The sequence below is a fragment of the Anaplasma platys genome (assembly GCF_012790675.1).
Classification (GTDB): Bacteria; Pseudomonadota; Alphaproteobacteria; order Rickettsiales; family Anaplasmataceae; genus Anaplasma; species Anaplasma platys.
The window spans coordinates 821,472-846,394 of sequence record NZ_CP046391.1; the positions used below are offsets into that span (position 1 = coordinate 821,472).

10 protein-coding genes and 1 tRNA gene are annotated in these 24,923 nt (G+C 45.9%); 4 read left to right on the forward strand and 7 right to left on the reverse strand.

The genetic code is table 11. The features are described 5' to 3' along the window. Positions 1-342: 342 nt before the first annotated feature. Positions 343-2,166 carry an excinuclease ABC subunit UvrC gene (uvrC, locus tag ANPL_RS03215; protein ID WP_169193322.1) on the reverse strand — a complete coding sequence of 608 codons (1,824 nt, stop codon included), beginning with the start codon at positions 2,164-2,166 and terminating at the stop codon, positions 343-345. A gap of 254 nt (positions 2,167-2,420) precedes the next feature. Continuing rightward, positions 2,421-2,492: transfer RNA gene (locus ANPL_RS03220), tRNA-Gly, on the reverse strand. A gap of 403 nt (positions 2,493-2,895) precedes the next feature. Here ANPL_RS03220 and purB point away from each other — a divergent pair. After that, positions 2,896-4,188 (forward strand): adenylosuccinate lyase, encoded by a 1,293-nt coding sequence (gene purB / locus ANPL_RS03225; protein WP_169193647.1) that lies wholly within the window; start codon positions 2,896-2,898, stop codon positions 4,186-4,188. Positions 4,189-4,664: 476 nt separating this feature from the next. On the opposite strand, the gene ANPL_RS03230 is transcribed toward purB, so the two are convergent. From ANPL_RS03230 to gyrA, 5 genes are all read right to left on the reverse strand, one after another. Then, positions 4,665-4,919 carry a hypothetical protein gene (locus ANPL_RS03230; RefSeq protein ID WP_169193323.1) on the reverse strand — a complete coding sequence of 85 codons (255 nt, stop codon included), beginning with the start codon at positions 4,917-4,919 and terminating at the stop codon, positions 4,665-4,667. A gap of 2,208 nt (positions 4,920-7,127) precedes the next feature. Further along, on the reverse strand, positions 7,128-9,023 hold the full coding sequence (htpG, locus tag ANPL_RS03235; RefSeq protein ID WP_169193648.1) for a molecular chaperone HtpG: 1,896 nt from the start codon (positions 9,021-9,023) through the stop codon (positions 7,128-7,130). Between the two features lie 102 nt (positions 9,024-9,125). Continuing rightward, positions 9,126-9,728, reverse strand: a complete 603-nt coding sequence (locus ANPL_RS03240) for a hypothetical protein (protein WP_236822794.1) — start codon at positions 9,726-9,728, stop codon at positions 9,126-9,128. 892 nt (positions 9,729-10,620) lie between these two features. Continuing rightward, the gene (nth, locus tag ANPL_RS03245; RefSeq protein WP_169193325.1) at positions 10,621-11,244 is read right to left on the reverse strand and encodes an endonuclease III; all 624 of its coding nucleotides are present in this window, start codon (positions 11,242-11,244) and stop codon (positions 10,621-10,623) included. Beyond that, complete coding sequence (gyrA, locus tag ANPL_RS03250; RefSeq protein WP_169193326.1) at positions 11,244-13,964, reverse strand: DNA topoisomerase (ATP-hydrolyzing) subunit A; 2,721 nt, start codon at positions 13,962-13,964, stop codon at positions 11,244-11,246. Before gyrA ends, nth begins: the two co-directional genes overlap by 1 nt. 834 nt (positions 13,965-14,798) lie before the next feature. Here gyrA and ANPL_RS03255 point away from each other — a divergent pair. From ANPL_RS03255 to ANPL_RS03265, 3 genes are all read left to right on the forward strand, one after another. After that, entirely contained in the window at positions 14,799-16,778 is a 1,980-nt protein-coding gene (locus tag ANPL_RS03255) for an ATP-dependent helicase (RefSeq protein ID WP_169193327.1), read from the forward strand. Between the two features lie 435 nt (positions 16,779-17,213). After that, positions 17,214-19,217 carry a hypothetical protein gene (locus tag ANPL_RS03260; protein ID WP_169193328.1) on the forward strand — a complete coding sequence of 668 codons (2,004 nt, stop codon included), beginning with the start codon at positions 17,214-17,216 and terminating at the stop codon, positions 19,215-19,217. A 1,250-nt stretch (positions 19,218-20,467) separates the two neighbouring features. Further along, entirely contained in the window at positions 20,468-24,886 is a 4,419-nt protein-coding gene (locus ANPL_RS03265; RefSeq protein WP_169193329.1) for a hypothetical protein, read from the forward strand. Positions 24,887-24,923: the final 37 nt, after the last annotated feature.

Here is a 24,923-nt window from a genome sequence, read left to right on the forward strand (position 1 = left end):
GTTGCCCTCTACTTAGTATAAAGAATACTAGACATGTACCACATGACAGCAAAGGTGTGTGTAGCTCCCAGGAACAGTCTTCTGCCACACAGCTAGAACGGAGCGTCCTGTCACGGCGGTATTAGAACCCTACATCAGCCAATAAGAATACACCTTCTATACCACTTTCTGGCAGCTTCGTGGGCGCTTGATGTATCACCACCACAGCAGTAAACTCCATACCACTTATGGAGATATGCTAACCTACTCGCAGATTCAAACCACACACATCCCATTGATTGATATGGCTCATCAACGTAGACAGTAGTAGCTCTTACGAATGTGTGTATCCCCTAGCAATCGCTAGCCCTTCAGATATGCAGATATCCTCTCCGCTAGCCTCAGGCTAATTCCGGGAACTTTGCTGATTTCTTCCACCCTAGCCGACCTCAATGCCTGCAGGGACCCAAAGTACGCAATGATGGCCTTGCCTTTAGTTGTACCAACACCTGGAATTACATGTAATGACGATAGAAACCGCAACTTGCTGTCTCTGCTGCGCCTATGTGAAGTGATAGCAAACCTATGAGCCTCATCCCTTAAACGACATAAAAGGCTCATCAACTTGCTTTGTGAATCTAGGGATTCCCTCCTGCCATCTGACAGATAAAATGTTTCCGTGCCCGAAATTCGTCTTGGCCCCTTGGCCATGCATGCAAACGGCACTCCCTGTTTCGTTATCTCATCCCGCACTGCAGATAAGTGCCCTCTTCCCCCGTCTATCAAGATAAAGTCAGGTGTCACCGATATTTCCTTAAATCTTCTGGAGACCACCTCCCGCATCATGGAATAGTCGTCTCCATTGGTCACAGTCTTGATCTTGAACTTCCTATATTCCCTCTTATTAAGTCCATTCTTGCCACATACCACCATGACCCCGTATGGATGGGACCCCGAAATATGGCTATTGTCGTATACTTCTATTCTTTCTGGAATTTCTCCAAGCCCGAAAAACTTAGAAAATTCTTCCAGTTCCGTACCCAATTCTGAATCGTGCCCCCGGCGATTTAGTGCTTCCATCGCGTAACAGCGTGCCATTTTCATAATTCTCAGCTCCTCCTTGGACTGCGGCAGCATCAAAGCCACATCGCGAGTCAGCACCTTTCTAAGGGCATCATTTATGACCTCCAACTCAGGGGCTGTTACAAGATCTACGTAGACCACGCTGGATAGCTCATTACACACCTGCATGAAAAACATACTAAGCACATCCAGGTGACTATCGGAAATTACAGTATCAACAAAGTATGGCTGGCTCCCATATTGCATACCACCTTGAAAAGACAGTATCTGAATGCAGTACGAGTAATCGCGCCTGTAGGCGGAGACAAAATCTACATTGCTGTCCACATCTGCTTGAAACGCCATACACTCCTTCATGGACCTCAAAGCTTGCAGCCGATCACGACACAAAATCGCGCTTTCATAGTCCAAATTGTCGCTATGTTTTTGCATTGCATCAAATAACTCACGTTGGATTTCCTTACTCTTACCAAGCAGAACCTTTTGTGCCATGGCGATAGACTTGGAGTAGTCACTTTCCGAGATGCGTTTAGCACAGGGCGCGGAGCAGTTCTGCATTTCATACTCTATGCATGGCCTATCCCTAGTCACAAAAAAGCTATCCGAGCATGTACGGATCTGAAAAGCCTTTTTTATCGCAGTTATTATGTGTTTGGTCATCCCCGTTGACAAAAATGGCCCATAACGCACTGCACTGGAGTTTTTCTCTCTCTTCTCACGGTAATGCAAGATCCTTGGGTACTTGTGCTTTGAAAAGGCAATATAGGGATAGCATTTATCATCCCTCATAATTACATTGTACTTTGGTCTCAGTTCTTTAATGAGCCTGGCCTCTAATAACAGCGCCTCCGTCTCGTTTTCCGTGATGGTAAGGTCTATACTTGTTATCTGCCTCACAAACAGTCTCACGCGTTCTGATACTCCCTTGAAGCCGAAGTAACTACGCAACCTGCTTTTCAGATCTTTGGCTTTCCCTATGTAGAGAACCCTATCATCTTGACCAAGCATTCTATAAACGCCGGAAACCCCATCCCGCAACTTGGCCACAGTGTCTCTTATTACACCATGAGCAACACTAAAACCTTCGTGCGAATGCATCGTCATAGATCACCAGAAAACAGTCGTACCGGAATCACAAAAGACATGGCCAAAAATCCATGCTAATTATAGCATGCAATACAGCAGTGCATCACTGAATAACACTAAGATAGAGTGCACCACGATACCTGCATCAACGTGGAATGGTTCTGCAACACACACATCATCTTATCTGAAACTGCTGGAAATTACCCGCCCGAGCCCCTTGCAACGCCCTTTGCCATTAAGAACGGGGCTCCGATAAATGTGCTCAAAGAACGAGCGGGAGAAGGGGTTCGAACCCTCGACCCCAACCTTGGCAAGGTTGTGCTCTACCACTGAGCTACTCCCGCAATCCCAGCACTACCGGGCACCTAATGGTAAATTAGTATTAACCCCGAATCAAGCAAATTAATAGAATTTCCGCCATCCTTACTACAAGAACTATCCATTTGTGATGGAGCACAAAAAACCGTGGCCGCATATACTGTCCAGCATGTTGGTCATCTGCATCGCGTACTTGGCGTTACCACCAATTCTAAAATCATTGCGCACAAAGATTGAACGCTTTCCTCATTCATAGAGAATGATACTAGACTAGTACCAGCAGTGCGCACTGAGCATTTCTGCGACCGGTATTCCAAGTTTAGAATGCCCATAAGTAAGCGCCTAAAAGCTAATAATGTAACGTTTTGCCTATTGCAACAAACACTCATATACTGCATTATACTACGGGGCAGTTATCGAAGACTTCGCGTGATTGAGAGATATAGCATTCCCGAAATGGCTGCCATTTGGGAAGAAGAAAATAAATATAGAATTTGGCTCGATGTTGAAATAAGCGCCTGTGAGGCACAGATAAAACTCGGAAAGGTTCCTGCACAGGTGTTGGATAGCCTGGTGGCGCTGCGTGGGAAAAAGTTCGACACGGAGAGGATTCGCAATATAGAAAGTGAAGTAAAGCACGATGTCATAGCCTTCTTGACCTATATAGCTGAGTCCTCGTCCACAGATATCAGGTATCTCCACTACGGGATGACCAGCTCTGATGTGCTTGATACATGCCTTTCGTTGCAGCTTAAGCAGTCCTGCGGCATTTTGCTAAAAAACTTAGACGACGTGCTTGCTGTACTCAAAAAGCGTTCCGAAGAGACTAAGTACCTTATATGCATTGGAAGAAGCCATGGGGTACACGCAGAGCCGATTACCTTTGGGGTAAAGCTCGCCAGATTCTACGCTGAGTTTGAACGGAATCGCCACCGCTTGCTAAACGCGGAGAAGGAAATATCTGTGTGTAAAGTTTCTGGAGCGATGGGCAATTTCGCACACTTGGACCCGTTCGTGGAAGAGTATGTCGCCAGCTCTCTTGGTTTGGAACCAGAAACAGCCTCTTCGCAGGTTATTCCCCGCGATAGGCATGCGGTGTTTTTTGCAACTTTGGGAGTTATAGCCTCTTCAATAGAGAGAGTTGCTACAGAAATTCGTCATTTACAACAAACCGAGGTGCGGGAGGTAACTGAGCCTTTCAGTCCCGGTCAGAAAGGTAGTTCTGCTATGCCTCATAAGCAAAACCCTATATTGGGTGAGAATTTGACTGGCCTTTCTAGGATGATTAGGAGCTACGTCGTCCCCTCAATGGAAAACGTTGCCCTGTGGCACGAGAGGGACATTTCGCATTCATCGGTGGAAAGGTTCATTGCACCTGACGCCTGTGTGACTATGAACTTTGCGCTAGTCAGGCTGGCATACTTACTGGAACACATGAAGATTGACCGTAAAAGGGTAAAGGTGAATCTGGACGCTACCCGTAATATGGTGTTGTCGCAGCGTGTGCTGCTGGCGCTGATTGACACCGGAATCAGCAGGGAAGATGCGTATAAGGTAGTCCAGCATTGCGCCATGGATAGCCATAACAAGGGCACGGACTTTGTTGAGAGTATAAAACAACATCCCATGGCTGTTGGTTGTCTTCCAGCTTTGGATTCCATAACGAATTTTGACTACTATACGAAACATATAGACTTCATATTCAGGAGAGTATTCGGCTAGCACGGGGCAACGTCTTGGCTTGGTGGAATTCTGGCACCCAGAATTGATAGAGCGCGCGGTTAAGCTCTGCTGTTGCGCTCACACGAAATGCATGTACTTAGTATCCAGGTGAGGATTTGCTTGCGTTGGGTGATGTCTTAGCTTGGAGAGTGAGTTCTGTAAAAAACGTGCATAATGGGGAGGATCAACCTGTCACGCTACTACATTGCTGCTGATGCGCAGTTGCGAACGAGGAAACAGATACGACAGCGCTGATAGCATGTTTACGTAAAGTGCCATACAACATCGCATCACTGTCATGCAAGCGTCTTAATAGGCTGCTGCGCACTGTTAGTTTCCGTAGCAGCTGAAAACAGAGCAGAGATTTACGGACATTTGCTTAATAGGCTTCACTCCGTTATCTGCTATCACGACACTTGCTGGCATACTCTTCCGAAGACACCCATAGATAACCGTTCAATACCTCCCCCTGCTATTCATGCAGACCACACTAAATACATGTAACACAATAAAACCACATTGCGCTTTAAGCAGGTACCATAAGCTTTTGCACTGAACCTGTAAGGGATATCTATCTCGAGTAATGGACGCAGTGGTATGCCGAAAACAACACAATTGCTAAAAGTAACAATCCCCGCATTATCTATAAGAGTACTACGCAGTAGTTCTAGAACAAATATTTCCCTTTGTTTTTCCCCGATATACCCAAGCAGGACAATTGCGTATTCCACGCTAGAAACAGCAATAAAACTCTAACGACTTGCCAATAAAGACCAAGACGGCTTCTGGCAGGCTTTTGGCTACAGACAGATATCTCTGTCAGCTTACAACAGATAATACCCAGAGGAAATTACGCTGTAATCAGTCACATAGCAGCACAAGCTGCAATTCAAAACTTTTGCCAAGTCCCAAGCACACTAGCTGACGAGGTTTTACCCTTTAGGATAACCAAAGCTAGATACTACCACCAAGCAATGTACCTCCTGGCTATAGACATCCGAACATAAAAAGTAAAACCATCACATCATAGAAATAAAAATAGAGCCTGCCTGGAAAGGCGAAATACCCCATAAAAACACTATCATACACACGAAGATTCTAATTTTCATATTTTAAAATCCCCGCCACTTTATATCAAAACTTCTAGCGAAGTTGCATAACTTATACTAAGTAGTGTTGGTGCTTTGAACACATTGCAGAGAATCACACTCAGAAGATACAGCAAAGAACCGTCATATCCTGCAAGGTTACCAATAAGTGCGTGTTAAAACCCATGTAAATCATCCTATTGTCCCAGCAACAAAAAACTGAAAATACATGAACTCGTAAACTATTTAATATACATAAAACACACCTCACAGTGGTGCTTAATAATAGCGTCTGGACTATCTCAACCATTTCGAGAAATATAATGATTCCCAAGTGTTTTAAATTGGCGCTGCAGAGCTATAGAATGACACGTAGCAGGTGAATTTTCATTGCGCTGTATAGCCGCAAACGCCGGTCCACGCCTCGTATTACCGCTAAGTAATAAAAATGTCTTAAATCTGTATCTGTCCATAAAAATTCAACATCCCTATTGACTCACCGACACACTAAAGATAAAATGCGGGACAGTCTAATTAACAAATTAATTGACTGCTTGGGGCCTTACTCTACGGTCAATGCATAACCATTAGGTAACACACACACTTTATCTTAGTAGAGCAAGGCCACCCTTTTTAGCGGACGTTTCGTTCTTAGCGTGCTCGGGGGTCAGTGTACTTTTGCTCATAAGGTGCATCTAGTCACGGAAAACAGACCAAAAGCGAACAGCTTAATTGGTGAAAGAAAGTCATAAAATCGCGTATGTGTGCCGATGCTTTAAGAGATGGCGTCGGTCGAGAAAAACAAAAGGTTTGTTTCTTGGAACGACCTATAGCATTGAAAAAATATGCGTAATGAAAAACAACGCCTGAGGTATATCACTTTAACATAGTGTGTGGGCTAAATTTGTATTCGGAACACGAATCCAATGTGAACTTTTCCAACCTATAGCTGCTACAAAGCAATAGAGACAAATGTCTGTCATAGCGGTAAAACACTATACCCGATAAAAACAAAGATAAACCTTACCAGAAGTAACTAAAAAACGCCTACTTTGCACGGGAAAGGTGACTATTACGCCACTGAAAAATATGGACTTAAGTGCTATGAAAAACGGTACAGCCGCTCGTAAACCTATTGGAGCAAATTATTGTAGAAACCAAACTGCGCCAATGTGATAAATCCACCACATCTCATTGCTTTTCCACAGGATATCTTGAGTAACTCAGCTCACGTCATTGTCATCAACAGGCGCACCTATGCCTGACACAGAAATGCAACACGTAAGAAATGTGGCTAATTGAAAGTGGAAAAAAGCCATCCACATTACAGAGTAAGCTCTTGCAGCACACATATAAACAAAGCCCCAGTGCTAAAATAGGCGCCACCTTACTCAAGGAAGAGTTCCAGTGCCCCAAACCCAAAGCCACAATGTAAGGCATGTACAAGTAAAAACTGACACCTAGTAAGCAAGAATTGCATGCTCTAATTGACGTTTCACGGCGATGCATTTGGTATGCAGCTTCACAGCAAGAACAGTACTGACGAAAAAACAGAGACCAAAAGCTAGCAACGCAAATGTGTAAAGCAACAAGAAAATACAACATGCGGAATGCTATAAAACAGTCACCATCGTGCGCCGACCGTAGGCAAAAGCGGCACACTACCGGTGTTCGAAGGAGCCCTGGGCACTACTAACCACCGGACTCATGAAAATTCCGAGATAAAGCCGACTAAACGCGATACCAACAAAGCGCCACACTTCACTCCCCAAAAGAGCTCGGCTTCAGAAAAGCAGTCACGCAACTCGTAAAGCTTTTATGCTGCTACGCATCCAAGCAGAGTGCTAAAAACTAAGCGCTACCACCCAACAACTTACCCAAAACTTGGTTGATGCGACCTGCAAAGTCGACCGTACTACGAATTTCTTCGCCTTCTATAATGCACGCTTCATCAAACAGCAAATGGGCTACATTAGCCAGAAAGTCGCTCTCACCCTGCGCACCATACTCTTTAAGCAAGTTTTTAAACACATCATGCTCAGCATTAATCTCGAGAATACGCGAACCCTTATAGTTCAACTGTTTTTGCTCCCTGAGGAATCTTTCCATACGGATATCCATGGAGCTATCAGGCACAGCAAGACACACTAAACTGGTCGTGAGCTTCTTCGACACCCTCACATCGCTCACTACGTCGCTAAGCACTTTCTTCAGATACTCAACAAAAGCATCCACCCTTTCCTTATCTAACTCAGCCCCCGTTGCGGAATCCTTATCTTTACCCTCACCATCCTCGGTCTCACCAAGACACTTCTCCAAGTCCTTCTCATCAACACGTATAACAGACTTTAAGGACACTCCCTTGTATTCAGACACCACGCTGGTCCAAAAGTCATCAACGGGATCAACGAGAAGCAAAACTTCGACACCACTGCTTACTAGCCTCTCTATCTGCGGGCTTCTCATTGTAGATTCCAGATCGTTACCCGTAAGATAAAATATGTTCTCCTGTCCCGGCTTCATTCTAGATATGTAATCCGCCAAACTAGTCAGCTCCTGCTTACTGCTGCTACTGTGGAATCTACAAACTGATAGTAATCCCTCGCGGGATTCCGTATCCAAGCTTTCGCATAGCCCCTCCTTAAGCACAGGACCGAAGTTTTCCCAGAATTTGCTATAGCTCTCTGGATCACTCTCAGACCTTTCACGCAAGGACGAAAGAACCTTTTTGGTGACCGAAGCCTTAATCTTCTCTATCACGCGGTTATTCTGCAGAGTCTCCCTACTTATATTCAACGGCAGGTCAGATGAGTCTATGACACCACGAATAAACCTCAGATATTGAGGAATGATTTGCACATTATCTTCCGTGATGAACACTCTGTTTACATACAGTTTTACAGAGCACCTTCTGTCTGGATGAAAGAGATCAAAAGGCTTGATAGAGGGGATGTACAACAAATTTGTGTATTCAATAGCACCCTCGTTTTTGTTGTGAATAACCATCCAAGGATCACTGCCAATATGAGCTACGGAACGGAAAAATTCTTTATGCTCTTCAGCGGTAACTTCGGCTTTTGGCTTTGTCCATATTGCAACACCACTGTTCAGCTTTTCCTCGTTTCCTTTGTCATCCAAAAAGTACACCGGATAGCCAACATGATCTGAGTATGTGGTGATCACGTGCTCCAACCGAAACTTGTCTAAGAAGTCCACCTCATCTTCCTTCAGGGTCATAGTTATCTTAGTCCCCCTTGGAAGAGCATCGTCTAGTTCCTCAATGGCGAACCCGCTGTCACCATTAGACTTCCATCTGTATCCTACATTCTCTCCTGCCCTGCGAGTGTCAACCACCACCTCGCTGGCAACCATGAAGACGGAGTAAAAACCAACCCCAAACTTTCCTATCAAATCATATCCCTTGGCTTTGCTGTCACCCAGTGCCTCAAGAAACCTTTGCGTACCAGAACGGGCGATTGTCCCCAAATTTTCAATCAGCTCCTGGCGATTCATTCCAATGCCATTATCGGCGACAACGAGCTCTTTTTTATCCTTGTCTGCAGATATCACTATCCTTAGCTCTTCACCTTCCTCCAGCAAGCTGTGGTCAGACAAAAACTCGTGTCTTATCTTGTCGCACGCGTCTGACGCGTTTGATACCAGCTCCCTGAGAAAAATGTCCTTATTAGTGTACAGGGAATGTACTACAAGGCTCAGTACCTTGCCGACCTCGGCCCCAAATTCCATTTCTTCTACAACACCTGCCACTACATCCCCCACTACACTACTCGATACACATCTAAACTAATAACTGGGTGTCACTTTTTCAAGAGTACATGCAACAGAAACTCACTTATTGCCATACACTCGGAGCAGATTTTCCACATTCCTTTTGATCTCAGAGTTCGCCACAGGATCTCCCAGGACTTCTTTCATGATCAGTACCGCACCACTAATGTCATCCTTCTTTAGCTTCATTAATATCAAAGCCTCCTTAGCAGATGACTTGTACACAGCATCTTTGCCAGTAGCCAGCCGCAAAAGCCTCTGCTCTATATCTTCACCTAAATCACCCTCACTGAGCGCTATTATTGCACCAAAATACTCGGCCAGCTCCCGTAATTCCCTAGACAATTTTTTGTCCTCAGCCAACGAAAAGTATAGTTTCCTAGCGGCTGCAAGGTCCTTGTCTTTAACATACTGCATTGCCAACCTAAACTCGGCAAGATTGACAGCTATGCCCTTCGACTCCTCAATAACCTTCCTCAGACCAGGAACGATTGGTGAGTCGCCATGTTGCAGCGCAGAATATATAGAATCACCACTCAAAATCAATGCCTGCTTACTGCGGCTATCAAACCAAAACGCAATGCCAGATGCAGCAATAGACAGGAAAACAACAGCTACAACAGCTACTCGGTAACGCACGAAAAACTCACTAATACTTTCCATACTCATCGCAGCTCTCCTACACAAATTCGCACGTAATGTAAGGATATGCCCTCGCACAGTCAATAATTTTAGGATGTGCACGGTGCTGGGATTGGTCATTTTCCACGAAGAATTCAAGATTAAGACCACAAACCATCTAGCTCTGAGCGTTGCTAAAAATATTTACACTTTGTGACCTGACAAACTTCCGCCACAACTTACTAAATTTCCAAGCACTACTCGTATATCACTTGAAATCTATGACTCCCACCAAGCTTGTCCCTAATCGCCCCTCCATAAGTGCAACATTACGGGCTTTAAACATAAAAACAGTTTTCCCAATTTTATGCCCGTAGTAGAACCTCACACGACAACTACAGCATTCCATACCCTCTTCTGCGCAGATTATGATGGAAATTACGCAGCAACCCGAATGACCTCATTGGGGTTAGACCCCCTCTATCAGTAACTGAGCAACCCATGACCTTATCTGCTGTATAATTACGTTCGTAACATAACACAGTATTTAAGTCACACTGTGCTTTCGTGTTACTAGCAAAATTTCATTAACGGAAGTTACTTACGTCGTATCTTGGTGCTTGGCACAACACTCAAACTCAATCCCGTATCCCTGGGTACAGTCTGAGAACACAACCAGTCACCACCGCGATTAGTATCGGGGTTCTTTTCGTAGTGCCAAAAACACCCCAAGTATGCAAGAGTACGGCATGAAGAATTTATAAACTTGAACGGCAAATAAAATTGAAGCTGCAAAGCACCATGCCTGAAGTACAACGCACAAAAAATTACTGAGTGCACTATGAAAAACAAAGCCACACATAGTAGCAGCAGCCTACATGCGCTCGGACTCGCAGCAAAAGCCCGCTGCACACGGACCTCACAACACGCTGACTCAGGAATACCTGCTGCTTCGGCACAAGTCGTTTACTATACATTTGTGACAGAGCGGCGTACGAGCTTTACACACATATCTACCGTGAAGGACCAACCAGTGATGGGCATATAACTTCCACCTTTCCGGTATCACCTTATTGAGCGATTTTTCAACACTCAAAACGCTTTTTTCGTTTACCAACCCCATCCTGTTGCTAACCCGAAAAACATGTGTGTCAACCGCTATGGTGGGAACTCCCATAGCTGAATTTAGGAACACATTTGCGCTCTTCCGTCCAACACCAGGAAGTGCTGTAAGTAATTCAAAATCATTCGGGATAGCCCCGCAGTACTTGCCTTCAATCTCCTCACAAAGCTTAATAATGTTCTTCGCTTTTGAGTTATACAGGCCAATACTGCTGATATAACTCTTGAGTTTCTCCTGCCCTAAACTGAGCATCTTTTTCGGAGAATCAGCAATATCAAACAATTTTGCAGTAATTTTGTTAACGCTCACATCAGTGGCTCTCGCAGACAATACTATAGCAACCAGCAAAGTGAAATCATTGCGATATTCCAACTCTATTGCTGGCTTGGGATTGTCATCAGAAAACCGGCTGAAAATATCATCTACTACTTCCATCAACCTTCAGCGGAAAACTGCTCCCCCTCTTCTTTATCACCATCATCGCCACTGTCAACCACAGTAGCCACGGAAACAACCCTTTCGTCCTTCTCCGTCTTAAACAATGTCACGCCCTGCGTGCTCCGCCCTATTATCCTGATGTCTGACACCGCTATGCGTATAAGCTTACCCTTGTCAGTTATCAGCATGACCTGATCACTATGGGCTACAGAAAAACTCGCAACAACGTGCCCATTGCGCGCCGTGGTGAGTATGTTCAACACTCCCACTCCACCCCGCGAAGTTGCGCGATATTCATACGCGGAAGTCCTTTTTCCAAACCCGTTCTCAGTAACGGTCAAAATAAACTGCTCGTCCTTGGCCATATTGAGGAAGGTCTGATTATCTAGACCCAAATTCCCCAGCACTCCAGCAACCTTTCCGGAGACACTCCCCTCCTCAGCAATCTTTATTCTCGACTCTACAGGAACCTTCAAATACGCCTCACGCACCTCAGAGCTAGCTTCTGCACCATGCAGGATAGACATTGAAATTACCTGATCACCTTCGGCAAGCCTAATTGCCCTCACCCCGTCAGACATCCTTCCCTTAAACTGCCGCACATTGCTAACAGAGAATCTAATACTCTTACCAAATCTGCTTGAGAGCAAGACATGATCGTCGGTTTTGCACACCAACGCCGCAACTAGCTTATCTCCCTCGTTGAGAACCATGGCTATCTTGCCATTAGACGGAACATACTGGAAGTCAGCCAAGGAATTCCGGCGAATGTTTCCGGAGGCCGTAGCAAACACCACCTCGAAATCCGCGACATTGCTGCCACTATCAGGATCAAATCCAGGAAGAGGCATCACGCTGGTTATAGACTCCCCTTCAGCAAGCGGAAATATATTCACCAATGACCTTCCCCGAGATGCAGGCTCACCCAGAGGCAGCTTATAAACCTTAAGCTTGTAAACTTTACCTACATTTGAGAAAAACAAAACGCTCGTATGCGTGTCCACAACGAACAACTTAGTTGTTACGTCTTCCTCCTTTATACCCTGCGCAACACGCCCTTTGCCACCGCGCTTTTGCGCCCTGTAATTAGACAGCTTCACCCTCTTGACGAAGCCATTCATCGTGACCGTAACCACCATCTCTTCGCGCGGAATCAAGCTCTCTGCGTCAATATCCCCTTTGGATTCCTCAATGGCAGTCCTCCGTGGAGTTGCCAGCCTCTTCTTTATATCTAAAAACCCATCCCTGATGATACCCATAAGCAGGGAGTCAGTATTCAGAATCTTAGTGTATTCAGTTATAAGAGCCACCATAGACTCAAGTTCTACAGCCAACTTTCCTTTTTCAAGCCCAGTAAGCCTCTGTAGCCTCATCTCCAAAATAGCCTTAACTTGCGGCTGCGTCAGCTGGTACATTCCCCCCTCTATGACCCCAGTAGTGTCGGAAACGAGCTCTATCATATCCTGCACTTCTTTCGAAGGACTCCACTTCCGCTCACGCAACGCTACAGAAGCCTCAGCAGCATCCCTGGACGCTTTAATTATTGCCACAATTTCGTCTATATTCAAGACAGCAATATACATACCTATGAACAGATGTGCCCGCTCCCGAACTTTCCTCAGGCGGAATCTCGTTCTACGAACAATAACCTCCCTACGGAATCCCACGAAGGTAGAGATTATCTCCACAAGCGACATCGTACGAGGCCGGCTATTGTCCAGCACCAACGTGTTTATACTAAAGCTAGTCCTCAGAGGTGTAAGCCCCAGCAGCTGATTAAGAACTACTTGGGTATTGGTCTGCTTCTTTAACTCTATAGCTACGCGGATACCAGACTTGTTTGATTCATCACGGAGGTCGGCAACACCCTCAATTTTCTTTTCCTTTATCAGCTCGTGAATCCGCTCCACAAGCTTGGCCTTGTTCGTCTGATACGGAACCTCATCTATTATTATCGCTTCCCTACCGGACGGCAGATCCTCTGTGTGCGTTCTTCCTTGGATTACTATGGTACCACGACCAGTCTCAAACGCGGCACGGACGCCAGAACTGCCCATAATTACCCCGCCCGTGGGAAAATCAGGTCCCGGGATCACTTCCATCAATTCATCTAAAGTGACATAAGGATTATCTATGTATCTGACACAAGCATCGATAATTTCACCCAGGTTGTGAGAAGGGATATTTGTAGACATCCCCACCGCAACACCTCCAGCGCCGTTTACCAAAACATTGGGAAACTCCGCAGGAAGAACCACGGGCTCCTCCTCGTTTTCGTCATAGTTGGGACGAAAGTCGACAGTATCCTCATCAATGTCATTCAGCAAGAAATGAGCTGCCTGCGCTAGACGCGCTTCCGTGTACCTCATAGAGGCTGGAGGATCACCATCAATGGAACCAAAGTTACCCTGGCTGTCTATAAGGGGCACAAGCAATGAGAAGTCTTGAGCCATCCGCACCAAGGCATCGTAAATAGCGGTGTCAGCGTGAGGGTGGTATCTACCCATAACATCACCAACCACCCTAGCTGCCTTTTTATACGGCTTATCATGGCTGTACCCGGACTTGTACATAGAGTACAAAATCCTCCTGTGCACAGGCTTCAGGCCATCTCGAATGTCAGGAATAGCACGACTCACTATCACGCTCATCGCATAGGACAGATAAGAGTCCTCTAACTCTTTCTCTATCGAAACCGGCAGAACACCATCACTCATGAATCTTGAGAAAACCACACCTGTAGGACCACTAATCTTAGTTTTCACTGAAAACCAGGTCAAGGCAATTGTTTTCTACATTTCGCATAATAGCAAAATTAACCCAGCCTCCAACCCATACCGCGCTACTGAAACACCTTCAAAACCCGTTGCAGCACGCATTACACCTCTGTAGCGTGAACCAGAGAACATACAATGTAAACCGCTAGTTGTAAAATGGCACAATAAACGCTCATCGTTTCTGAAATATCTGTGTTTATAGTGCACGCTCAAGGAATGGCGAGGAGGCGGGCTTTCTTGCCGCATTCCTGCAACAGCACAATATCACCAAACGGCCTGTCAGGAGGGGAATCTATTAAGGTATCACAACCCCACCCGTTGTCGGCACAGGACCTGCAAGCAATATTAGGAAAGCATGCTCACCGGCAACAGCATATACTGCGAACATCGCACCCAGTACATAGAAGCCTTCTCTTCATCGTGACATAGCACATACCCTACGAAAACGTAACCCAGGCCTTGTTGCGCCAGTATTCTGTGTGCAAAGGCAGCACTGTGAAAACTGCATTGCAAGGTGAAAGCCGTATTTGTGTCTCCCCAAATTCTGCACGAAATTACATAAGCAACCTGCAGAAAAATTAGACAAAGCGCGCCCGCCGCAAGGCCACAATTTATCCGCCACACAAGGCACATGTCTTTCCCTCTGTACCCACTGCCTACAACACAAGCAACCCAATCGTGTAATTCCTCGTTTTTGTTGATTGTGCGTCACTTTGGGGTATATAGTGGGCACCTTGTTTACACAAGCTTATCAGACTCCTGGGAACAGAAATTATGGAATCCACTGACTTTCAACCGTTCGGCAGCCCCCAGTTGCACGCTGAAGATCTGTTGAAAGAAGACTTCATGCTGCAGCTCAATGACGAGCAAAGAGAAGCAGTTTTACAAATTGATGGGCCAGTGCTTATCTTAGCCGGCGCTGGTACAGGAAAAACACGTACAATTACTTCCAGAATGGCCTACATGATCAAGAGCAGGATGGCTCAGCCCCACGAAATTCTCGCAGTAACCTTCACCAATAAAGCCGCAAAGGAGATGCTGGTGCGGTTAAATGATACAGTAGACGCTACGGGGATTTGGCTTGGAACATTTCACGCTATAGCGGCAAGAATCCTCCGTAACAATGCTGAGCTCGTTGGATTGAAGAGCAATTTCACAATCATAGGTACTGATGACCAGTTGCAGCTGGTTAAGACAGTAGCAGGCGACTTATCCTCAGGGTATCAAGTAAAAGAGTGCAAAAAAATACTGCAAACGATACAGCGCTGGAAGGAACGCGGTCTGTTGCCGAGTGACGTTACGGAAACTGAGTTACAAAGGTATTCTGACAGCTGCGGACTGAAGATATACACAGAATACCAGGAGAGGCTAAGAACTCTTAACTGTGCGGACTTTGGAGATCTGCTGCTGCACAACGTAATAATGTTAGGACGCAACCCCGACCTGCTTTCCCACTATCAAAATCAGCTCCGGTATGTAATGGTCGACGAGTACCAAGACATTAACACTGTGCAGTACTTATGGCTGCGCTTACTGGTTAGGAAGCACAAGAACCTCTGCTGCGTCGGCGATGACGATCAGTCAATATATAACTGGCGCGGCGCCGAAGTGGGGAACATCCTGAGATTCTCAGATGACTTCCCTGAGTCTAAGGTAATAAGGCTGGAGCGCAATTACAGGTCGTCGTCTAACATACTCTCTGCAGCATCCGCAATAATTGACAACAATAAGTCGCGGCTCAAGAAAACTCTATGGACGGAAAATCAAGAAGGTCCAAAAGTCGGGCTTATGAAATTCTTTGATGGAAGAATGGAAGCCCAGTACATAAGTGAACATATCCGTAACTCCTACGACTACAGATTCGATGAAACTGCAGTCCTTGTACGAGCGAGTTTCCAGACCCGCGTATTTGAAGAATATTTCGTAAGATATGGGGTGCCGTATAAGATCATAGGGGGAACCAAGTTTTACCACAGGACCGAAATACGTGACCTAATAGCCTACCTCAAGGTGGTTACTAATCCGCATGACGACATAGCGTTTGAAAAGATAGTGAACAAACCTAAGCGGCAATTAGGTCCTGCTACAATCAACAAACTTCGCGTTTATTCCAGACAGAACTGCATGTCGCTAATGAAAGCAGGAATCGCGTTGGTCAAGGACGGATCTCTACCTGATAAAGCATCTAACAGCTTGCAAGACCTTTTCCAAAAGTTTTCTCACTGGAAGGAGCTACTGCACAATGAACTGCCCGCTAATGTGATCAAGGCTATAGCAAAGGAATCCGGATATATTGAGATGCTTAAGGGCGAAGGCGAGGCCGGAACAGCAAGATTGGAAAACATAAAAGAGCTTTTCTCCGCGGTATCAGCATTTGATGACGCCGTTAAGTTTCTAGAACATATAAGCTTGGTGACCGAAAACGATTCCTTTGAGGAGGAGAACAACCACGTCCATGTAATGACCCTGCATGCAGCAAAAGGCTTGGAATTCCCCGTGGTATTTCTCCCTGGCTGGGAAGAAGGAGTATTCCCTCATGAAAAATCGATGAATGACGCCACGGGAAACTCCCTCGAAGAAGAACGTCGACTAGCGTACGTTGGGATCACCAGAGCTAAGGAAAGACTGTACATCTCGTGTGCAGCTGTGCGTGAAATCAATAACTGGAGTCAGCCAATGAAGATATCGCGCTTCATCAAAGAGTTGCCTGAAGAACATGTACAGGTTTTAAAAAACATCAATACCAACGCATAGCACACCCCTACATCACCCAATTTTGAAGACTGAGTTCATTATCCCAGTAAACGTTCCTCTTTTGTACACACCAGCGTCGCAAGAAAGCACCAGCTGTTGCTCAAAAGTGCGATAAGCCCAAGGCCACCACAGGGGCCTCAAACACATGCAGCGTACATGGGTAAATCCATAAACTGTTTTTTGTAAGTGGTAGAAGCACTCTACTGCAGGCATATGAATATGCCATATGGCGCCTAGTATTGCCAGTCACAGTTGCCAGGAGCAATATAATGTGGTATCATCCAGGAGGTGTTTAAAGCAGTAAACACCTCTTCCCGATGCTTGAGGCGTCTGGTTGAAAGTAGCGCATGGTACCCGTCTCGAGTCGCTTACCGGGCTCGTTTAAGTTCTTGTACCGCTAGTTCTTCTTAGTGCTTTAATTATTGGGGTAGTTATATGCCAGCAAGTCCACACACAACAAAAAAACACACTGTTCCTGTAACCAGTAACAACAGAGAAGCTGCAAGCGAGGTTAAGACGGGAGTGGAATCGCAGAAACATGAAACACAGAGGCTTGCTAATCTATCGATGCCTATAGCCAACATTTGGGCAGTTTTCATGGGTTCAGTGCGAGATATACGGCCTCGCCCTTACATTTTAGCCTCTATGCAAATATTGGGTGGAAACTCCAGAATGGCAGTTCTGCAATGGAGGAGCACAAAAAACAGTGAAACACCTGCAGATGGGGTATACAGCATGCAAAGTAAAACAAAAGCGGAAGAACGCAACGACAATCAAGTTGCAGAAACTCCCCACCAAGCGGGCAGTAGGGCCGTGCCCGAAGAAGGTCACTCCGTAGCGGAAGATACAACCGACAAAGGTCCCGGAGAAGAGCAGGGAGTGGAACGGAATAGGGGCACTGCAGCATTGCAAAAGTCCCTCACGGGGCGTACTAATATTACCGTAACTGCAGCATTGGAAACTGCTAGAGCAAAACTAGGTTCTATAGCTGGTTTTATGTCAGACATGACATCACGTTTTACTCCCCAAGTGGCTATACGTGCGCTATTCTTGCGCACTCCATCGCCGCAAAAGAGACGCGCCATTACCAATGGAAAACGAACCGTGCCCCAGCACCCTGCATCAGCAAGCTGCATTAGTGGCGAGGCCCGAAAACAACGTAAATCTCGCTCCATGGCGCCATCGCACCAAATTACTAAGAGCTTAGATGGGCAAACGCTTCTAAAAGTTCTTGAGAAGTTCAATTTCAAAAAAACGCTCTGTGTATCTTACGCAAACTCTCAAAATGTAGCCGGGGATACGTTCCTTAGAGATGTAACCAGGTGCAACTGGGTGTTTAATGGAAAGTCCTATGGAAGCGCCGAAATGACCAAGATCTTAGAAGGGATCCAAGAATCCGGCTCTATCCACGGGCCACCTGGAATCACCAACATGGCGAAGGATAATTACAATATGTGGTGGACAGAATTCCGTAGAAACTACGCTGATAGGTACTTGTCTCTCAGAATTCTTCACAGAGTACTCAAAAAGCCAAACATTACGCGGCCCAGCTTGCATCTTATGGATGAAATCGTGACTCACTGTCACCAAGGCGGCTTCAGCTCCTCTCTATTCTTCGATATAATGATACCACTTACTAGGGAGCTTAACGCATCAAGCCGCATAGTTACCAACAGAAACGGAATTTTATTCATCGAAGGCGAGGACATCCCACTAGCTCCCCGATCACGAGGGCTTATGAGAAAAGTTGAGGTACTCAAGAAAAACAGCTTCGTCATTACCGAAGATTTAAGGTGTACCATCCCTGTGGGAAGTTCTGACAGCAAGGTAGAGCACGATGCTGTTGTGTCTCTCAGATGCGAAATATCTGAAGAAGCCAATGGGCATGTGAAGTTCCATAACTGCTCCGTAAAGGCCTCTATTACATCTCCTCCAGGTGTTATTATAGAGGTGGGAAGCAAACGGAATAATTGGTGGGCCAGGGTAAAGAATTTTGTTCGGGGTTTGTGGACGAAGATCCTCGAATTCTTGTGCGGAAGTGATGTCTTGAACAGGCGTAGCAGCAACATAAGGGCAGCAAATGCTTTTTGCTATGTAGATGCGAGGCGAAACGACTTGGAGCAAACCATAATTGATTTTAAATACTCTATACCCCCGGTGACCACTAGACCACGCGATCTCCTCTGTCCTCGACTTAATGACGAGGAATGCTTACGCAACATGTCACGTGGTTCCCGGTTGTCTAACAGCGCAAGCTCTGGGCGCATGGACGACAGCGTACCTGCGCCTTCAACGCGTGTCGCAGACCTACAAGCATCTCTTACAAGAAATAAAGACAACCACACAACAACTCAGAGAGCACCGGCCCCTGGGACAGGCAACGTTATGGGTCTCATGGTAGAGACGTTAAAGCCTCCTTCAGTTAGCCTGCGAGGCTAGAATCAATGCGAGCTCTGATACGCTTCATGCTTCGTTAACAGCGGGCCCTGCTAGCACCTTAACTCGCAAATTTACTCAGTGGGTTTCGTTGTGCCGGCATTCCTGCAGCGTGGCACCTGTCTTTTAATTTCTTGAAGCGGGCATCGTGGTGGTAGCCAAATGTTGATGAGCAAGTACTTCTGTACACTACGTACAATGGTTAAAGTCTATAACCTGTTGTCGTCAACACGTTGCGTTACATGCCTACCGCTCTGATGCTGAATCACCTACGGCTCGATAGAGAACACCTAGCTGCACAGCACGTGGCATATATCGTTGTTGTGCAAAATGGGGTTCACTGCGGATTCTTCTCTCGGCATTTTGCCGCATAATCGATACGATAAAAATCCCCTTAAACGGCACTGCACAGCTGTAACCCGCGGTGGGAAGTCGCTACCAGTACTTTTCGTTCATCTCTGCCCTATGCCGCTCATAGACATCGAGACGGAACTATTACCTTGTTTCGCAGGTGCCATTGACCCAACCGCTTTAGAGAGCCTTGCTATTAACTCTGAAGCTACTGTTTCTAACGGCTTTTCTTCACAAAGAAAACACAAGTAGATGGTGATCCGACAGAAAAAGCAGTACGTATTCGCAAATGCCCGAACTGTAAACCATATTGCATTAGCGCGTAGTACACTCACATAAGACTTACAATAAGCCCCTTTACGCCAGTGGCACGGCTGTGCACGCTTCATTCTTCATTAGTTTACTTGCAGTACGTTCCCTAAAAACTCGGCGCTTCTTGGTTAGTGATGAAGGTGTACAGTTTTCACAATGCTTAATTATCTCACTTGGAAACAAACAAAACACATGAACTGTACGAGATGGATAGGCAAGCAGTAGTACATGCTGGCTGGCGAGTTTTACCTTCCTGCAACCACGACAACCTTGCCATCCCCCAATTACCTCATAAAAGGAAGAAAGAGGTTATGCACGGGGCTGTTCGACGATTGCCGTAAAACACTATTAATATTCTGTAACTATTTGCGATCGTAGGTTGAATGCACAGATTGAACCACTATACTTTAGTTGTCATGCCTGGCACGCTGACGGATTGTCAGCTAGAGGTGCTTTGTTGTGAGTGTTTCCGCGGTGTTGTTACATGACCTTGTTGCAGGAACGCTACTAGGGCTTTTGCCACCACTTTATGGGTCTATGAGAACTTGGCCAGCGGATTGCTTACTAATCGCATGGTGTAGGAGGGGCTTATGTTTGGTAGTGACAACTCGATCGAGAATTCTATAGTGAGTGTGTGTGACATTCTGTTATGTAGAGACAGCGACTTGTTGTCCTCAACTAAGGCGATGTTGCGCTGCTTTGTTGATGGAGTGAATTCCGTTAGTGCTGCTAGAAAAACGTCCGTTCCATTAATAGGAGAAGCAGTTTTTTATCCAGACACCGTCGCACGCGCTTTGTATGAAATGTGTTCACAGAGTGGCTATCATGCCAATGTTCCTATAGAGGCTTGGTACGCTCTAGCTGCGACTTATTCCACCGGAGAAAAGGCTAGCAAGGACGTTTTTGTGAAGTTCCTGCACAGAGTGGCGCAGGACATACCTAATGACGCTACAGTAAATCTGGTGGTTAGTGCAGTAACTCTGAAGATAGATAGCGTCTATCTGAGAAGACCACGGAGGATTCCTATACCAGGAAGACGCGTTAGTGATTCTGCTGACAATGTGCATTTTGTTGCATTTCGGGAAGAGGGTAAGTTTCTCGTGCAAAGGAGCGGAACTACGCTGGCTGAGCTTGATGTGGAGGTAAAGTATGCAGTGCATCTCAGCAAGAAGAAAGATTATTATCGTGACGTGGGTGTTGTTCCACACAGCGTCACTGTGCATCGCATAGAGCAAAAGGGCGAAGGCGTTACTGCGGCAAGTGGCAAGGCTAATCACAATTTAAGCATTAATTTTCAAAACGAAGCTAAGAAGACCTACTGTGTGCGTGTCCCATTGTCTAATCTCACACAACGCGCACAGCTTTCAACGGGTTACATCCCGTCGGCGCCTGCTATGGACAATGCCATGGGTTTGCAGAAAACTGTTCTTGGATATGTGAACAAGCGTCTAATGAAGGAAGTATGCACAGGGTCTGATATAACGGTACGCGCACTTAGCGCCATTAGTGGGATCCATGCATCAAGGTTTGTAGTTGTAGGGCACCACGCGGAAGTACAGAAGGTAGGTAGCTCCGAAACGTTTAAGGTAGTTGATCGGGTTATTACTCGGTTAAAGTGCGAAGGTAAGGCTGTTGCAAATGTATGTGCGCAGATCAGCTACACTGTGGGGGCAAATGATAGCAATGGTACCAGCGCTACGTTTAGCAAGGCAAAAATATCAGTAATGAAACCTGGCCAGCCAATAGATGGCATAAAGTTTCTGATGGGAGATCTGCGCTCTGATGGGTTGCAATTTAAGATAGACGTAACAGCAAGAGGTACAAGGAGTGCACAGGCTTTGTTTCAAGCCGCATTGACATTGCACACTACGGAAAAAGCCTTGGAAGAGCATGCAATGAAGCATGGTATTACTCGTGTAGCAGTAAGTAAAAGTAACGATATGCTTATAAACTGGGCGACCAGTGGTGATTACCTGCTGACTGCAAAGGGAATAAATAGGCAGTTACTCACGAGTTTCATTAGCATGGTATTGCGTGACACTGATGAGCGCAGTGTGACCGTCGATGTGGAAAAGCATGTAGTTGCTCACCGAGGAGTTGTTGTGGGTGCTTCCAGTGGTAGTAAGACCGATCGGGATCTGTATCAACACAATTTAGAAGAGCACTTCACTTGCATTATGTCGACAACTAACGGTAATAAAGTTGCCCTGCACGTTTGCGCATCATACATAGTGCATGATTATAAGAGCACCAACTCAGGCACAAAAGCTTCTCTTGGAAAGCTGAATATCGGAATGCGCACAGTTGATGATGCCAAAAATGCTGTAAAGGATGTGCAAGAAGACATAAAGGGTGGGTGCTTGGTAAATTCCGACTTTGTATGGTTCAACGCAAGTGCCCACGAGGTTTTTGACGTCGATTGTAAAGAATTCGCCGATGAAATCGGCAAAATCGAAGTAGCTGACGGGACAAATAGTCTGCTAACCGGTTCGCGATGTCTATATAAGGTCACCAAAGACAGTGGGCCAGATCCTACAAGGTGCCTGATAACTGAGTGCTTGGGACCTATAATCACGCGTCATGCAGAGCTGTTGTTGGAAGACAAGCATACGGCGTACGCAGGGTTGCTGGGGAATCCAACAAGTTGTGATACTCCCAATGGGAAAAGCGATGGATGGTTGTACGATGGCAGTAAGATCATTGTTGATCGCACAAGCTTGAAAAGTGATAAGGAGATTTACTTGGTTCCTCATCAAAAACTCGGGCACAGTTCGGCAGCTTCTGGTAGGAGGGGGTTAATCAACAGGCTCTTTGACAGCTTGGGTACCAGTTCACCAGTTGCTATGCTTGAAGCAATAGTGAACTTGGCTCAACAAGAAAGTGCTTTTAGGAAGTTCCTAAAAGAGGCGATAAGTATAGCACTACTGAGGATTCCTTGTGATGTGCAGGTGGTAGATACCGCTCTGTTCATCAAGCCACAGCAAAAGATAGAGCATGACGACTGTGTGAACGTCACAGTTCTGCAACACCTATTACTTGAACCAAAATCATGGTGGTCTCTATCACCAAGAAAGCTACATGCGGTTGTGGGATACAACGTTGGAGTGACTTATAGCGCAGATCTTAGGGAATGCTTGGAGTTTTCAAACGCTTCTGTTCACTTGAGGTATCTGGATTCCACAGTTAAGTCCCTGGATCCTCACAATCACGTTCGCAACGTATATAAGGATGGCAAGGTAGATAGAGACGCTTTTTACTTTTCTGCCACCGATATGTTAGGCGAAGGCGCACCGGTGTTGCGTGTTCCAATCTGTGATATCTTATCCGCCATAATGGACCATTACCATCACGATGAGTATGCGTATGTTATAAAATCTAACATGTCCACCACAACTCAAGCTGATAAGTTGCTTGAGAACAAAGTTAAATACTGCATTGAGAGATTTGTGAGCTTGTGTGGGGCAAGTGAAGTTTTAAATGTTGCAGAATTGCCTCTGCAACATTCAGGAACTACGCCCGTCAACTTGGAGCGAAATATAATTCAGGTTTATGATCTTTCCGGTCACTTACTGAAGAAGTCTGAGTGCAAGAAGCTAGCAAGTTTCATTAAGACGATGCTTGAAAGTGGACGTGGCGGCGCTGTTAGCTCAAAGGTATCTATCGATGAGAGAGGCGTTATAAGTGACTCTGCGCAGGACAATTTAGAGGATCCAGAAACCCTTCTGGGAAGTCTGAAGACAGGGATGATGGTCTGTCGGTCGCTGCTGGTTAAAGAGAAGAGAGATAATGGTTCTGAGGCAACAGTACACCTAGTATTGACTTGTGATGTAAAGACACGAAGTACCACTAGCACGGCGGAACAAATTGTTGTAAGCGAAGTATGTTTCAGGGTGCTAACTGATAAAGAGTTGTCCCGGGAATTTCACGCATCACCTGCTTCATTCTTCGGAAATTTTGAAAGATATAACAAGTTCATTTCGTCACTGAGGGTTATTACAGATCTTGCGGCAGCGCACTTGGCCTCAACTGTAGTTGTGGAACAGGCGCAAATAACTGCAGATGAGGCGCAGAAAAGACTGGCTCTCGGCACTTTTGTGGGCCGTATACGTTACAAAGGGGGCGTCATGACCGGAATGCAGGAGGCGCTAAAGCCCGTAAACCAAGTGGAAAAAGGAAAGAAGAACCGGACACAAAACAAGGCTGACTACTTTGAGCGCCGTTGCGCCAACTTGCTAGACATCACATTCGAGCATGCTTTGCCGCCAAGTGTCGAAGAGATAAAGCGGGCAATGGAATTCCTAGTGCATGTGGCGTCGGACGGAAAGATAACTATAGCAGAAATCGCCGCTCTTAACAAAAGCACGCTGTACACTAATTACTCGAAAGCAAACGACGACACGTACTCTGTGACACATAGTGCAGAAGTTGACACTGCTAACCATGGGACGCTCAGTGTGCAATTCACATATAAAGCATCGAGAGCGGTTGACAGTGCATCTCAAGAGACTCGGTACATATTAAGTGATGCGGAACTCGTAGTAAGGGGTAATCGTGCACAAACATCATTCGATGGCCAATCCAGCACCACCATGAGGTTACCGCAAAATGTAGAGGTGTCCAAGGAAAAGTGGAATACGCTGGTCAGTCGATATAATAAGTTGTCCGCTACCAAAGAGGAAAATTCTCTGAAGAGAAAGGTATGGAACGGAATTAAGAAGTTTTTCTGTGCTATCCTTTCGGGAGTAAAGGGTGTTTTCCGTGCTCTTGCATACTGCTTCTGCTGTTGTTTTTGCTCTGGAGGTTCCGTATCTGAGTCTACACGTGGCAATCCATCGGAATCTCGTGCAGCAGATGATACGCTGGGTTTCGTCTATGGCCCTTCGTATGGTGCACAACACGGAACCTCAGCACAGAACCCCGCTGTCACTACCAACAGCGCAGATCCTGATACTAAGGTTAGCGGGGTAACGGCACATAGCCCATTTGTCACTGCAGCACGCGGCATTTAGAATACTAACTGACATATAGTGCTGTAGTGCAAAAATT

Bases quoted from the DNA above. Each gene is read 5' to 3' on its own strand.
- uvrC (WP_169193322.1), bottom strand. From the start codon at position 2,166: ATGACGATGCATTCGCACGAAGGTTTTAGTGTTGCTCATGGTGTAATA.
- htpG (WP_169193648.1), bottom strand. From the start codon at position 9,023: ATGGAATTTGGGGCCGAGGTCGGCAAGGTACTGAGCCTTGTAGTACAT.
- ANPL_RS03240 (WP_236822794.1), bottom strand. From the start codon at position 9,728: ATGGAAAGTATTAGTGAGTTTTTCGTGCGTTACCGAGTAGCTGTTGTA.
- nth (WP_169193325.1), bottom strand. From the start codon at position 11,244: ATGGAAGTAGTAGATGATATTTTCAGCCGGTTTTCTGATGACAATCCC.
- gyrA (WP_169193326.1), bottom strand. From the start codon at position 13,964: ATGAGTGATGGTGTTCTGCCGGTTTCGATAGAGAAAGAGTTAGAGGAC.
- ANPL_RS03255 (WP_169193327.1), top strand. From the start codon at position 14,799: ATGGAATCCACTGACTTTCAACCGTTCGGCAGCCCCCAGTTGCACGCT.
- ANPL_RS03260 (WP_169193328.1), top strand. From the start codon at position 17,214: ATGCCAGCAAGTCCACACACAACAAAAAAACACACTGTTCCTGTAACC.
- ANPL_RS03265 (WP_169193329.1), top strand. From the start codon at position 20,468: ATGTTTGGTAGTGACAACTCGATCGAGAATTCTATAGTGAGTGTGTGT.